The organism is Streptomyces sp. 17_S59 (assembly GCF_056930295.1).
Genome location: NZ_JBXOWD010000001.1, coordinates 2,423,948 through 2,438,127 on the forward strand (window position 1 = coordinate 2,423,948; position 14,180 = coordinate 2,438,127).

At 73.8% G+C, this 14,180-nt stretch carries 11 protein-coding genes; 4 read left to right on the top strand and 7 right to left on the bottom strand.

Annotated features, from left to right (window positions below; genetic code table 11):
• Positions 1 to 260: 260 nt before the first annotated feature.
• Genes AC1Z4A_RS10590 through AC1Z4A_RS10600 form a run of 3 tightly spaced genes read right to left on the bottom strand, consistent with a single transcriptional unit; the run spans position 261 to position 3,375 of the window.
• Complete coding sequence (locus AC1Z4A_RS10590) at positions 261 to 1,103, bottom strand: sugar phosphate isomerase/epimerase family protein (RefSeq protein ID WP_483677665.1); 843 nt, start codon at positions 1,101 to 1,103, stop codon at positions 261 to 263.
• The gene (locus tag AC1Z4A_RS10595; protein WP_483677667.1) at positions 1,100 to 2,254 is read right to left on the bottom strand and encodes a DUF993 family protein; all 1,155 of its coding nucleotides are present in this window, start codon (positions 2,252 to 2,254) and stop codon (positions 1,100 to 1,102) included. Before AC1Z4A_RS10595 ends, AC1Z4A_RS10590 begins: the two co-directional genes overlap by 4 nt.
• Complete coding sequence (locus tag AC1Z4A_RS10600) at positions 2,251 to 3,375, bottom strand: Gfo/Idh/MocA family protein (RefSeq protein WP_483683556.1); 1,125 nt, start codon at positions 3,373 to 3,375, stop codon at positions 2,251 to 2,253. Before AC1Z4A_RS10600 ends, AC1Z4A_RS10595 begins: the two co-directional genes overlap by 4 nt.
• Before the next feature lie 164 nt (positions 3,376 to 3,539).
• On the opposite strand from AC1Z4A_RS10600, the gene AC1Z4A_RS10605 reads away from it, so the two are divergent.
• The 4 genes from AC1Z4A_RS10605 (at position 3,540) to AC1Z4A_RS10620 (ending at position 7,060) form a co-directional block, all read left to right on the top strand.
• Positions 3,540 to 4,346: a sugar phosphate isomerase/epimerase family protein gene (locus tag AC1Z4A_RS10605; protein ID WP_483677668.1), complete on the top strand. Its 807-nt coding sequence runs from the start codon at positions 3,540 to 3,542 to the stop codon at positions 4,344 to 4,346.
• A 110-nt stretch (positions 4,347 to 4,456) separates the two neighbouring features.
• Complete coding sequence (locus tag AC1Z4A_RS10610; protein WP_483677670.1) at positions 4,457 to 5,362, top strand: LysR family transcriptional regulator; 906 nt, start codon at positions 4,457 to 4,459, stop codon at positions 5,360 to 5,362.
• An 84-nt stretch (positions 5,363 to 5,446) separates the two neighbouring features.
• A complete protein-coding gene (locus AC1Z4A_RS10615) occupies positions 5,447 to 6,088 on the top strand; it encodes a TetR/AcrR family transcriptional regulator (protein WP_483677673.1) in 642 nt (213 codons plus the stop codon).
• 327 nt (positions 6,089 to 6,415) lie between these two features.
• Entirely contained in the window at positions 6,416 to 7,060 is a 645-nt protein-coding gene (locus AC1Z4A_RS10620; protein WP_483677675.1) for a hypothetical protein, read from the top strand.
• 26 nt (positions 7,061 to 7,086) lie between these two features.
• Here AC1Z4A_RS10620 and AC1Z4A_RS10625 read toward each other — a convergent pair whose 3' ends face one another.
• From AC1Z4A_RS10625 to AC1Z4A_RS10640, 4 genes are all read right to left on the bottom strand, one after another.
• Positions 7,087 to 8,517, bottom strand: a complete 1,431-nt coding sequence (locus AC1Z4A_RS10625; protein ID WP_483677677.1) for a S28 family serine protease — start codon at positions 8,515 to 8,517, stop codon at positions 7,087 to 7,089.
• A 66-nt stretch (positions 8,518 to 8,583) separates the two neighbouring features.
• Positions 8,584 to 9,168, bottom strand: coding sequence for a dihydrofolate reductase family protein (locus AC1Z4A_RS10630; protein ID WP_483677678.1), 585 nt, complete (start codon positions 9,166 to 9,168; stop codon positions 8,584 to 8,586).
• A gap of 84 nt (positions 9,169 to 9,252) precedes the next feature.
• Positions 9,253 to 12,975 (bottom strand): ABC transporter ATP-binding protein, encoded by a 3,723-nt coding sequence (locus tag AC1Z4A_RS10635; RefSeq protein ID WP_483677679.1) that lies wholly within the window; start codon positions 12,973 to 12,975, stop codon positions 9,253 to 9,255.
• Between the two features lie 356 nt (positions 12,976 to 13,331).
• Positions 13,332 to 14,117, bottom strand: coding sequence for a phosphatase (locus AC1Z4A_RS10640; RefSeq protein ID WP_483677680.1), 786 nt, complete (start codon positions 14,115 to 14,117; stop codon positions 13,332 to 13,334).
• Positions 14,118 to 14,180 lie beyond the last annotated feature (63 nt).

A 14,180-nucleotide genomic window follows, 5' to 3' on the forward strand; every position in this document is an offset into this window, starting at 1 on the left:
GTACCGCCGGGGTCCGACAGGGCGTTCGGGCCTGTGGAAAACCTCCGGAGCACGAAGAGCCGAAGATCCGGAGCGGGAACGCTCGAGGGGCCCGGTCCGACGACCGGGCCCCTCGTGTTCCCCCCTCGATCAGGCCTCCTCCGAATCCCCCCGGATCCCTCCCCGGGAAGCCCGACGCCGAATACGACTCATCCGGGCGCCGGGCGGTTGCACCGGATTCAAGCTGTTATCCATCCGTTACCTTGAGTGAGAACCCCAGTTCACAGCACATGTTTACGGAAGCGCTCCAGCGTCTCGGCAAGCACATCCGTGCCGTTCCGCCTCCACAGCCCCGGGTTGAAGATCTCGACCTCGACGGGCCCGGCATAGCCCGCCGCGTCCACCAGCTCGCGGAACCGACGCAGGTCCACCGAGCCGTCCCCCAGCTGCCCCCGGCCCAGCAGCACCCCCTCCGGCAGGGGCGTCACCCAGTCGGCAAGCTGGAAGGCGGCGATCCGGCCGCCCTCCCCCGCCCTCGCCAGCTGCCCGGCCACCGTGTCGTCCCACCACAGGTGATAGGTGTCCACGACCACGCCGACCCGCTCGGCGGGGAAGCGCTCCGCCAGGTCGAGGGCCTGCCCCAGGGTGGAGACCACACAGCGGTCGGCGGCGAACATCGGGTGCAGCGGCTCGACGGCCAGCCGCACCCCGTGCCCGGCCGCGTACGGGGCCAGTTCGGCGAGGGCGTCGGCCACGCGCTCGCGCGCGCCAGCCAGGTCCCGGCTGCCGGGCGGCAGCCCGCCGGCCACCAGCACCAGGGTGTCCGTGCCCAGGGCGGCGGCCTCCTCGACCGCCGCCCGGTTGTCGGCGAGCGCCGCCGCCCGGCCGGCCGGGTCGGCCGCGGTCAGGAAGCCGCCCCGGCACAGGCTGCTCACCGCCAGCCCGGCGGAGCGCACGAGCCGGGCCGCGGCACCGAGCCCGTACTCCCGCACGGGCTCCCGCCACAGCCCCGCGTGGCGCACCCCGGCCGCCGCGCAGCCGGCCACCAGCTGGGGGAGGGACCACTGCCGGACGGTGGCCTGGTTGAGGCTGAACCTGCCGAGTCCCTCCGCCGCGCCGTTCACTGCTCCACCCCGTACACCGCCAGCAGGCCCGCCATCCGGGAGCGGGCCTGCTCCGGGTCCGGGAACAGGCCGAGGCCGTCGGCGAGTTCGTAGGCCCGGGCCAGGTGCGGCAGCGAGCGGGCGGCGTGCAGGCCACCGGGCATCGCGAAGTGCCGCTGGTGCCCGGCCAGCCAGGCGAGGAGGACCACGCCCGTCTTGTAGCAGTGGGCCGGCGGCTCGAAGAGGTGCCGGGCCAGCGGGACGGTCGGGTCCAGCGCGGCCCGGAAGCCCCGGCGGTCGCCCGCGTCGAGCCGCCGCGCGGCGTGGGCCGCGAGAGGGCCCAGCGGATCGAACACGCCCAGCAGGGCGTCGCTGTGGCCGTGCGCGTCGCCCTCCAGGAGCGCGGGGTAGTGCAGGTCGTCGCCCGTGTAGCAGCGCACGCCCGCGGGCAGCCGACGCCGCAGGGCCCGCTCCCGGCCGGCGTCCAGCAGCGAGATCTTCACCCCGTCGACCTTGGCGGCGTGGGTGGCCACGATGCCCACGAGGGTGTCGGCTGCGGTGTCGAGGTCGGTGCTGCCCCAGTAGCCCGCAAGGGCCGGGTCGAACATGGGGCCGAGCCAGTGCAGGACGACCGGTTCGGCCGTTTGCCGCAGCAGGCGCCCGTAAACCTCTTCGTAGTCGGCAGGTCCGGCGGCGACGGCCGCCAGGGCCCGGGAGGCCAGGACGACGGCCTGCGCCCCCGCCGCCTCGACGGCGGCCAGCTGCTCCTCGTAGGCGGCCACGACGTCCGGCAGCGGGCCGTACGGCGGCTCCAGCTGGTCCGTGCCCGCCCCGCACACGATGCGGCCGCCGGCGGCCTTCGCCTCGGCGGCCGAGCGGCGGATGAGCCTGGCGGCGGTCGGCCAGTCCAGGCCCGCGCCGCGCTGGGCGGTGTCCATGGCCTCGGCCACCCCCAGGCCGTGCGCCCACAGGTGGCGGCGGAAGGCGAGCGTGGCGTCCCAGTCGAGGCGGGCGGAGCCGCCCGGGGTGGTGTCGCCGAAGGGGTCGGCGACGACGTGGGCGGCGGCGAGCACCGCCCGGGAACCGGGCGGCGGCCCCTGCGGCACGGGCTCCGCCGCAGCCCGGGGCACGTAGCGGCGCAGCGCCCCGGAGGCGTCCGGCAGCAGGATCACGGCGCGGGCTCCGGCACGGCGATCCGGCGGCCCTCGGCGGAGGACCGGCGGCCCAGCTCCGCGAGCTGCACCCCGCGCGCGCCCGACAGCAGGTCGAACCGCCAGGGCGAGCCGAGGGCCACATGGCGCAGGAACAGCTCCCACTGGGCCCTGAACGCGTTGACCGGCTCCCCGTTGTCGGGCACCTCGTGCCACTGGGCGCGGAAGTCCTCCGCGCCGGCCCCGTCGGGGTCCCACACGGGCCTGGGCGTGGCCGAGCGGTGCTGTGCGCGGCAGTGCCGCAGCCCGGCGACGGCGGAGCCCTCGGTGCCGTCCACCTGGATCTCCAGCAGCTCGTCGCGGTGCACCCGCACCGCCCAGGAGGAGTTGAACTGCGCCACGGCTCCGCCCTCCAGTTCGAAGATGCCGTAGACGGCGTCGTCGGCGGTGGCCTCGTAGGGCCTGTCCTGCTCGTCCCAGCGGCGCGGTATGTGGGTGACGAGCCGTGCCTGGACGGCCCGTACGGGCCCGAACAGCTCCCGCAGGACGTACTCCCAGTGGGGGAACATGTCGGCGGTGATGCCGCCGCCGTCCCGGGCGCGGTAGTTCCACGACGGCCGCTGGGCGCTCTGCCAGTCGCCCTCGAAGACCCAGTAGCCGAACTCCCCCCGGACCGACAGCACCCGGCCGAAGAAGCCGCCGTCGACCAGCCGCCGCAGCTTGCGGATGCCGGGCAGGAACAGCTTGTCCTGGACGACCCCGTGCCGGACGCCCGCGGACCGGGCGAGCCGGGCCAGGCCCAGGGCCGCGGCGTAGCTGGTGGCGGTCGGCTTCTCGCAGTACACGTGCTTGCCCGCCGCGATGGCCTTGCGCAGGGCGCGCTCGCGGGCGGTGGTGGCCTGGGCGTCGAAGTAGACGGCGATGCCCGGGTCGGCGAGGACGGCGTCGAGGTCGGTGGACCAGTGCTCGAGCCCGTACCGCTCCGCCAGGGCCGCCAGCTTCCGCCCGTCGCGCCCGACGAGGACGGGTTCGGGCCGCAGCACCGTGCCGTCGCCGAGGTCCAGGCCGCCCTGCTCGCGGAGGGCCAGGACGGAGCGCACGAGGTGCTGCCGGTGCCCCATACGGCCGGTCACGCCGTTCATGGCTATGCGCAGTTCTTTGACGGGCCCGGCCTCGCCGTGGCCGGGCTCGACATGCCCGGCTGCGGCCTCCCCGCCCCTGGTTTCCCCTGCCTTCATCCGCGGTGCCCCTCCCCGACTTCGGCACAGAGGGCATTTCCCGCCGCCGGGCGGGGAAACCGAAGAGCATGAAGCTGGCCTTTTCCACGCTGGGAGTGCCCGGTCTGCCCGTGCGCGACGTGGTGCGCCTGGCCGCGGACCGCGGATTCGACGGCGTCGAGCTGCGGGCGCACCCGGAGGAGCCCGTGCACCCCGGCCTCACTCCGGCGCAGCGGGCCGCCGTGGCGGTCGAGTTCGCCGGGGCGGGGGTGGCGGTCCTGGCCGTGGCCGGGTACGTGCGGGTGGCCGCGGCGGGGCCGGACGAGCCGGTGCTGGCGGAGCTGGCCGGACTGGTGGGGCTCGCGGGGGACCTGGGCGCACCGTTCGTGCGGGTGTTCCCCGGCGGTGGCGAGCTGCCGGCCGAGGAGGCCGACGCGGTCGCGGCGCGGCGGCTCGGGGCGGTCGCGCCGCAGGCCGCCGACGCGGGCGTGCGCGTCCTGCTGGAGACCCACGACTCGCACCCCCGGGCGCGGGACGCGGTGCGGATCCTGGGCCCGGTGGGGCACGGCAGCGTGGGGGCGCTCTGGGATGTGCTGCACACCTGGCTGGGCGGCGAGGAGCCGGCCGTCAGCTTCCCGCCGCTGGCCCCGCACCTGGGCTATGTGCAGGTGAAGGACGTGGCCTCGGCGGAGGACCTGGCGCCGCTGCCGCTCGGCACGGGGGTGCTGCCGCTGGGGGCCTGTGTGGGGACGCTGCGGCAGGCGGGCTGGGACGGCTGGCTGAGCTGGGAGTACGAGAAGCGCTGGCACCCGCAGGCCGCGGACTTCGCACAATTGGCCGGTCCGGGCCGGGAGTACCTGCGAGGACTGCTCGCCGCCGCCCCGCCGGGGAGGTGAGCCCGTCCGGCATCCCGACGGGCACCCCCAGGCCCCCGGCCGTGGGCACCGGCACGCGCTTCTCCATGATGGGGTCCGGCAACAGTCGACATCGGGGGGCGGGATCGCCAGTGCTGGACCTCTCGCGGCTGCGTGCGCTGCACGCGGTCTCCGTGCACGGCTCGGTCAGCGCCGCGGCCCTGGCCCTGGGATACACCCCGTCGGCCGTCTCGCAGTCGATCGCCAAGCTGGAGCGGGAGACGCGCACCACCCTGCTGGAGCGGCAGGGGCGGGGCGTCGTCCTCACGGACGCGGCCGTCGGACTGGCGGAGACCGCACGGGAACTGCTGGCCATGGTCGAGCGGGCGGAGACGGACCTGGAGGAGCGGCGCGGGCAGCCCACCGGGCGGCTGACCGCCGGGGCGTTCCCCACGGCCGCGCGCGGCCTGCTGCCCGGCGTGCTGGCCGCCCTCGCCCGGGAGCACCCCGCGCTGGACACCCGGCTGGTCGAGGTCGAACCGCACCTGTCGGTCGGCCTGGTGGCCCAGGGCGCCCTCGACCTCGCCGTCTGGCACGACTGGGACACCGTGCCGCACAGCACGCCGGAGCGGCTGGAGCGGGTGAAGATCGGCGACGACCTGTGCGACATGCTCGTACCGGCGGGCCACCCGCTGGCCGGACGCGACCGGCTGGCCCACGGCGACCTGGTGGGGCGGCGCTGGATATGCCAGCCGCCGGGCACCGCCTGCCACGACTGGCTCGTCCGGACGCTGCGGGCCCTCGGCAGCGAGCCGGACCTCGCCTACCAGGCGGCCGAGCACGACACGCAGATCGCCCTCGTCGCCGCGGGACTGGGCGTCGCCCTCATGCCCCGGATGGGGCGCGGCACCCTGCCGGACGAGGTGGTGGCGGTCCCCCTGGAGCCCGTCCCCGTACGCCGGCTGTACGCCTACTGGCGCACGGGTGCCGCCCGCCGCCCCGCGATCACCGAAGCCCTGCGGCTGCTGCACGAGCAGTGGGCGGACCGAAGCCCCTGACGGAAGCCGCAGACCGAAGCCGCTGACCGTTCGTTTGACCGTTCGCTTAAAACGTATGATGAATGCTCTTCGAGGGGGCGGCACATGTCGGTGGAGACCAAGGAACGGCTGATCACCGCGGCGGGTTCGGTGCTGCGCACCCTGGGGTACGGCAAGGCCAGCGCGCGGACGATCGCCAGGGAGGCCGGGGTCAACTCGGCGCTGATCTTCTACCACTTCGGCAGCGTCGACCGGCTGCTGTTCGCCGCGCTGGACCGCTCGTCCGCCGAGCGGATGGAGATGCACGCCGCCACCGTGGCGGAGGCGCGCACCCTGGAGGAGCTGGCCGCGGCCGCCACCCGCATCTACCGCGACGACTTCGAGGGCGGTCACATCGCCCTGCTCTCCGAGCTGGTGGCCGCGGCCGTCGCCAAGCCCGAGCTGCGCGAGGAGATCCGGGTGCGGGTCGAGCCGTGGATGGCGTTCATGGAGGAGACCCTGGAGCGGGTCATCGGGGGCACCGCGCTCGCCCGGCTCACTCCGCCCCGCGACCTGGCCAACGCCGCCGTCACCTTCTACCTCGGGGTCAACCTCTTCACGGTGCTGGACGCCGACCGCTCCCGCACGGAGTCGGTCTTCGCGATGGTGCGGCGGCTCGCGCCCCGCGCGAAGCTGCTGACCCTGCGCGGGCCCGCCCGCTTCGGCAGGGCGCGGGGGTTCGGCAGGGCGCGCCGCGCGGCCGGGTAGGCCGGGCCGCCGGGCCGGGAGCGCGGGCCCCCGGACGCCCGCGCGGAACCGCTCCGGCGCGCGATCCGTCCAAGGGCCGTGCTGCCGGTGGGTCTCCGCAGAGCGGTGTCGGTGCCGCCGCTGACCGCGTTGCCGACCACCCTCTCCGCCGCCTGCGGCCGGCAGTGCGCCGCCGCCGGTGCACCCCCTCCTTGCGCACCGGTGGCGGTCCGCGGCCGGATCGGCAGGGGGCGTGCGATCACCCTCCGCAAAGCCCCCCGCACGCCTGGCGTGCGCCGGTCGCCATCGGGTAACTGTGGGCGATCGTTCGGGGAGTTGGGGGAGACCATGCGGCATCGGACGCTGCCGGAGGCGCTGTTCGCGTTCGCCGTGCTGTACGGATCGTGCCTGCTCACCGGCTGCCAGGCGCCGGGCCGCGGCGGTGCGGAGGCCGTCGCCCAGGGCACGGCGATCAGGGCCCCGGCCGGGGCGGGCCGGAGCACGGCGGGCGCCTTCCTGGCCCCGGGCAGCTGCGCGGGCATCGGCACCGGGAAAGCGTCCGCCTTCACCGAGGTGGACTGCGCGAGCGAGCAGGCGGTGGCGAGCGTCCTGGCCCGCTACTACGGCCCCCAGGACAAGGGCCCGCGCTGCCCCGACATCACCGACTTCGTCCTGCACATCACCGCCGTCGACGACGGCACGTCGGAACGCGGGAGCGTCCCGGAGGGGTACGCCTGCATGCGCAACCTCCGCCCGCCGCACCCGGGCGACCCGGGCATGGGCGGCGGCCCGCTGACGGTGGCGGGCGACTGCGTGTACACCGAGCGGCACGGCGTGGTGAAGGAGACGGCCTGCGACGGCTCGCAGCCGCACGCCCCGGAGTTCCGGGTGACCGAGCTGGTCCGCCGCCGCGAGGACTGCCCGCCGTCCACGGACCTGTACGTACAGGTGGGCGGCGGGGCCCCCGTCGGGTGCGCCCGCCGCCTGTCCTGAACTCCGGCCGGACTCCGGTCGCGCGGTTACGGCCGCAGGGTCGTCCGCCGGTCGTTGTCCTGGCGGTCGAGCTTCGCGTTGAACGGCGCGAGCGGCTTGGCGTGGTGCTCGTCCTTCTGCACGGCCGCCGGCGCCACGCCCGCCCAGCGCAGGACCTCGGCCGTGGCCACGGCCCGCTCGTCGGCGACGAGCTGGGAGATGTTCGAGCCGTGGTTGCCGCCGGGCGCGTAGAAGCGGTAGTCGTGCCGGGCCGCGGCGTTCCTGCCGAGGCGGAACGGCTCGGCGCCCCACGGGTCGTTCTGGCCGTAGACGAAGAGCATGCGCGTGCTGTCCTCGCGCACCCAGCGGTCGACGTCCGCCATCGCGCCCGGCCGGAACGTCATCGGTATGTCACGCGGCACGTACGAGCGCGGCGTGTAGATCCCCGGGTACCGCAGCAGCCCCTTGAGGTGCGGGGTCTTGAAGGTCGGCGAGCCCAGCTGGGTGCCGGCCTGGTAGTAGTACGGCGTGAACCGCTCCAGGCCCTGGTCGGTGTAGCCGTCGAAGCCGGAGATGTCGTCGATGAACTTGTAGAGGTCGTCCGTCGACGCCTTGGTCGCGGGCACGGTCTTGCAGTCGCTCTGCAGGTGGTACTGCCAGAACGCCCAGACCAGGTCCATCACCACGTTCTCGTAGGCCTTGTCGGCGCTGCCGACGACCTTGAAGGTCTTGCCGTTCTCGTCGGCCCACTTCTGGTAGCGGGCGACGATCTCGTCGCGGCGGACGAGCGCCTCGCGCTGCACCGAGTTGAGCTGGGTGCGGCAGGCCTTGTCGCCCACGCCGGCGAAGAACCGGTCGTACGCCGAGTCCTCGTCGTCGACCACGTCGTTGGGCGCGACGTAGGCCACGGTGCCGTTCATGTCGTTCGGGTAGAAGCGGCGGTAATAGGTGGCCGTCATACCGCCCTTGCTGCCGCCCGTGGCCAGCCAGTTCTTGCCGTAGACCGGCTTGAGGGCCGCGTAGAGGCGGTGCTGGTCGCTGGCCGCCTGCCAGATGTCGAGCTTGGACCAGTCGGCCAGCTGCGGGCGGGACGGAGTGAAGAAGCGGTACTCCATCGACACCTGGTTGCCGTCGACGATGCGGGTCGGCTCGCTGCGCGACGGGTTGGTGTTGACGTTGTAGCCGGACGTGTAGAAGACGGTCGGCCGGTCCGCGGACTTGTGCAGCAGCGTGAAGCGCTGCTCGAACGTGCCCTGGGACGGATGCCGGTGGTCGACCGGCTGGGTGTAGGTCATGACGAGGTAGCGGTAGCCCTCGTAGGGCTTCTCCTCGACGAGGTGCATCCCCGGAATCTGCAGGATGCGGTCCTTGATGTCCGGCTCGGTGGCGGTGGTCGCCGCCGTGGCCGTCGCGCCGCCGGCACCGACGGTGCCCATGCACACCGTCAGCGCCAGCAGCCATCTGAGCGCCTTGCGCATACGCCCTCCCCTGGGTTCGCAAAGGTCGCCGCGAACGTACAGGGGGTGACAACCGCAACGCCAGACTCAGCCCGATGTGATCTTCGCGTAACGGACCACGACGGCACCGTTCTTGAAGGTGCGCGACTCGATCAGCCGGTACAGCTCGGGGGAGAACTCGGCGTCGAACAGCCGGATTCCCGTCCCGGCCACGAACGGGTAGATCTTCACCACCAGTTCGTCGATCTCCGAGCGCAGCTGCCCGGCGAGGTTGCCCCCGCCGCACAGGTAGATCCCCTTGCCCTCCTGCGCCTTCAGCTCCCGCACCAGCTCCACCGGGTCGCCGGAGAAGACGGTGACGTCGGGGTCGGGCGCGGTGGTGAGGGACTTCGACACCACGTACTGCTTCAGGTGGGCGTACGGGCTGGTGACGCCCTCCTTCAGGCCCGGGTCGTAGGTGCCCCGGCCCATGAGGACCGTGTCGAAGTCCCGGTTGTCGTGCCCCAGCCCGACCAGGCGGCGGACGTGCGAGGGGATGGTGTCGGGGTAGCTCGCCTGCATCGCGGCGGAGTACTCCACGTCCATGTCGGACATCATGAACTCGAACTCGTCGTCCGGCCCGGCGATGCAGCCGTCGATGGTCATGCCGATGAAATAGGTCAGTTTGCGCATGAGTCCCCCCTGTTTGCCCGTTCGGCGGACCGCTCAGGATCAGCCAAGATCATTCCGGTGCGGCCAAAATACCGGCTGTCGCCCTCAGACGTGTACCGCCTCGCCCGTGAACGTACGCCACAGCTCCGCGTACCGCCCGTCCCGCGCCAGCAGCTCCGCGTGGGTGCCGTCCTCGACGACCCGGCCGTGGTCGAGGACCACCACACGGTCCGCGCGCGCGGCGGTCGTCAGGCGGTGTGCGACCACCAGGGTCGTGCGCCGCCCGGCCAGCTGCTCGGTGGCCCGGTTGACCAGCGCCTCGGTCGCCAGGTCCAGCGCCGCGGTGGCCTCGTCCAGCAGCAGGACGTCCGGGTCGACCAGCTCCGCGCGGGCCAGGGCGATCAACTGCCGCTGCCCCGCGGACAGGTTGCGGCCGCGCTCGGCGACCGCGTGCAGATAGCCGCCGTCCAGCGTGGCGATCATGTCGTGCGCGCCGACCGCCCGCGCGGCGGCCTCCACCTCGGCGTCGGTCGCGTCGGGGCGGCCGTAGGCGATGGAGTCGCGCACGGTGCCGGGGAAGAGGTACGGCTCCTGGGGGACGACGCCCAGCCGGTGCCGGTAGGAGACCGGGTCCAGCTCGCGCAGGTCCCGGCCGTCGGCCAGGACCGCCCCGGAGGTGGGGTCGTAGAACCGCGCGACCAGCTTCACCAGCGTGGACTTGCCCGCGCCCGTCTCGCCGACGAACGCCACGGTCTGCCCGGCCGGGACCGTCAGCCGGATCCCGGAGAGGGCGGGCGCCTCGCCGTCGGCGCCCGCGTAGCGGAACGACACGTCGTCGAAGACGATCTCGCCGATCGGCTCCCGGACCGCGCGCGGCCGCTCCGCCACGGGCGTGCTCGTCGGCTCCCGCAGCAGCGCCTGGACGCGGCCGAGCGAGACCGTCGCCTGCTGGTAGCCGTCGAAGACCTGCGAGAGCTGCTGCACGGGGGCGAAGAACAGGTCGATGTAGAGCAGGTAGGCCACCAGCGCGCCCGTCGTCAGCGTGCCGTCGTCCACCCGGCCCGCGCCCACGATCAGCACGCCGGCCGCCGCGACGGACGACAGCAGCTGGACGAAGGGGAAGTACACCGAGATCAGCAACTGGCCGCGCACCCGCGCCTCGCGGTAGGTGCTGCTCCGCTCCGCGAACCGCCGCTCCCCGGCCGCCTCGCGGCGGAACGCCTGCACGATGCGCAGCCCCGCGACGCTCTCCTGGAGGTCGGCGTTGACCACGCCCACGCGCTCCCGGGCGAGTTCGTACGCCTTGACGCTCAGCCGCCGGAAGACGACCGTGCCGAGGACGAGCGGCGGCAGCGTGGCGAAGACGACGAGGGCCAGCTGGACGTCGATGACGAGGAGCGCGACGAGTATGCCGAAGAAGGTGAGCACGGAGACGACCGCGGTGACCAGGCCGGTCTGGAGGAATGTCGACATGGCGTCGACGTCCGTGGTCATCCGGGTCATGATCTTCCCGGTCAGCTCGCGCTCGTAGTGGTCGAGGCCGAGCCGCTGGAGCTGGGCGAAGATCTTCACACGGAGCGCGTACAGCACGCGCTCGCCCGTGCGCCCGGTCAGCCGGGTCTCGCCGACCTGCGCCGCCCACTGCCCGAGCACGACGAGCAGCGCGAGCGCCGAGGCCGCCCACACGGCGTTGAGGGCCAGGCGCTCGACGCCCTGGTCGATGCCGTACCGGATCAGGACCGGCAGCAGCAGACCGGCGACGGCGTCGGCGGCGACGAGCGCGAGGCCGAGCAGGAGCGGCCTGGTGAAGCCGTGCAGCAACTGCCGCAGTCCGTAGGACTCCTCGGGGCGCGCGGCGCGCTCCTCGTCGACGTCGGGGGTGTCGGTCGCGGGCGGCAGGGCCGCCACCTCGGCCAGCAGCCCGGGGGCGGCGGGCGTCCCGGCCGGGATGCCGTGCGCCTCGGGGGTGTCGCCGGTGTCCTTGCGCACCCAGAGGCGGGGGGTGACACCGTCGACGGCGCGGCGCCCGCGGGGGACGTCGTACGGCTCGACGGCGGCCAGGCCCGCCGGGTCCTTGGCGACGCCCGCCAGCTCCTCCGGGTCCGTCAGCAGCTCGCGGTAGCGCGCGCAGCGCAGCTCCAGCTCCTCCGCCGTGCCGACGTCGACCAGGCGGCCGCCTTCCAGGACGGCGATGCGGTCGGCCAGGGCCAGCGTCGAGGCCCGGTGGGCGATGAGCAGCGTGGTGCGGCCCGCCATGACGCCGCGCAGCGCCTCGTGGATCTCGTGCTCCACGCGCGCGTCGACCGCCGAGGTCGCGTCGTCGAGGAGCAGCAGCCGGGGGTCGGTCAGGATCGCCCGGGCGAGGGCGATGCGCTGGCGCTGGCCGCCGGAGAGGGTGAGGCCCTGCTCGCCGACCTCGGTGTCGTAGCCGTCGGGCAGCATGGAGATGAAGCCGTCCGCCTGCGCGGCCCGGGCCGCCGCCCGGATCTGCTCGTCGGTCGCGCCCGGCACGCCGTAGGCGATGTTGTCGCGGATGCTGTCGGAGAACAGGAAGCTGTCCTCGGGCACGAGCCCGATCGCCGCCCGCAGCGAGGGGAGCGTCAGCTCGCGCACGTCGTGGCCGCCCACACGGACGGCGCCGGAGGTGACGTCGTAGAAGCGCGGCAGCAGCAGGGCGAGCGTGGACTTGCCGCTGCCGGACGCGCCGACGACGGCCACGGTCTCCCCGGGCTCGATGCGCAGGGAGAGGCCCTCCAGGACCGGGTAGCGGGCGTCGTAGCCGAAGGTGACGTCGTCGAACTCGACGGCGGCGGGGGCGTCCGCGGGCAGCTCGCGCGCGTCCGGGCGCTCCTTCACCACCGGCTCGGTGTCGATGAGTTCCAGGACGCGCTCGACGCCCGCCCGGGCCTGCTGACCGACCGTCAGCACCATCGTCAGCATCCGCACCGGGCCCACGAGCTGCGCGAGATAGGTCGAGAAGGCCACGAACGTGCCCAGGGTGACCTGTCCGCGCGTGGCCATCCAGCCGCCGAGCGCCAGCATGGCGACCTGGCCCAGGGCGGGCACGGCCTGGAGCGCGGGCGTGTAGCGGGCGTTGAGCCGGACCGTCCGCAGCCGACCGGCGAAGAGCCGCCGCCCGGCCTCGCGGAGCTTCCCGGCCTCCTGCGCCTCCTGGCCGAAGCCCTTGACGACGCGGACGCCCGTGACGGCGCCGTCCACGACGCCCGCCACGGCGGCCGCCTGGGCCTGGGCGTACCAGGTGGCCGGGAACAGCTTGGTGCGGCTGCGCTTGGCGAGGAACCAGATGGCGGGTGCGACGGCGAGGGCGACAACGGTGAGCAGCGGGGAGAGGGCCGCCATCACGACGAGCGAGATGACGAAGAGGAGGATGTTGCCGATCATCATCGGCAACATGAACAGCAGGCTCTGGATCAGCTGGAGGTCGCTGGTGGCCCGCCCGACGACCTGGCCCGTGGACAGCTCGTCCTGCCGCTTGCCGTCGAGGCGGGCGATGGCGGCGTACATCTCGGTCCGCATGTCGTGCTGGACGTCGAGCGCGAGCCGTCCGCCGTAGTAGCGGCGGACGTAGGTGAGGGCGTAGACGACGATCGCGGCGGCGATCAGGAGCGCTGCCCAGGGGGCGAGGGGGCGTCGGTGGGTGCCTATGACGTCGTCAATGATCAGCTTGGGTATGAGCGGGACGAGGGCCATGACGGCCATCCCGGCGAGCGACGACCCGAGGGCGAGCAGGACCGTGCTCCGGTACCGCCAGCAGTACACGGCGAGCCGCCTGGCCCACCCCTGACCGACTGTGTCCGTCCCGGCCACGAGACCTCCGCTGTCTCCGCGCTGATGTGCTGACGGAGGGCCCAACGCCGCGGAGTGCGGATTTCATCCCGGGGGGCTTTCCCCCACCCCGCCCCTTCCCGTAACCGGGGGCAAGCCCCCGGACCCCCGGGGCCCCTCGCGCTCCGCGCGGGAGCAAGGCTCGGGGGCTCCGCCCCCGGACCCCCGCTCCTCAAACGCCGGAGGGGCTGAATTTGCCCCCCGCTCCTCAAAAACACCGGACGGCTGGATTTCCAGCCCGTCCGGCGTTTGAGGACACAGCGCGAAGCGCTGTCCGGGGTCTGGGGCGCGGCCCCAGTTTCGGGAAGGGGCGGGGTGGGGAAAGCCCCGCAGGGCCCCTACCCCAGCAGCCCCGCCTCCCCCAGCAGGTACGCCGTCATCGGCTCGTAGAAGCGCGGGTCCAGGACGTGGTCGTCCAGGGGCACCGCCACCTGGAGCGTCCCCTCCGACTCCGCCAGGAACAGCGCCGGATCGTTCGAGTCCGCATACCCCACCGTGTCGATGCCCCACTGCGCCGCACACCCCGCCCAGCCGTGGTCCGCCACGACGAGATCCGGGAGCGGCCGCCCCAGCGCGGCCAGGCCGTCGAGGATCGCGGCCATCGGGGCCGGCGAGTGGGTGTGCCAGAGCGTGGCCCCGCGCTCGTACACCGCCACGTCGGCCACCTGGTAGACCGAGCCGTCATCCGCCCGCAGCCCGCTCGGCACGGAGACGATCTCGCAGCCCGCCGCCCGCAGCGCCGCCGCCGTCGAGCGGTGCACGTCCAGCAGCCCGCCCGGATGCCCCGTGGCGAGCAGCACCCGCTGCCCGCCCTCCGCCGCCTTCCGCAGGAACGCGGCCATCCGCTCCAGCGCGGCCACCGTCAGCTCCGGATCGATCGTGTCCTGGCCCGCCCGGTGCGCCAGGTCGTCGCTGACGCCGCAGCGCTCGGCCATGACGGCCAGCACGTCCTGCTCGTCGGTCCAGCGGCTGCCCAGCTCCACGCCCAGCCAGTACAGCCGGTCGCCCTGGGAGAGCCTGCGGTAGTGGTCGAGGTTGTTCTCCCGGGGAGTGGCCACGTTCCCCGCGATGCGCGTACGGACGAGATGATCGATCAGTTCGGTACGGCTGGGTGCTATCGGCATGCCCTCATTCTCCCCCGGGGTGCGCGATGGACGTCCTGTCCATAAGACGCAGTCGCACCCTGC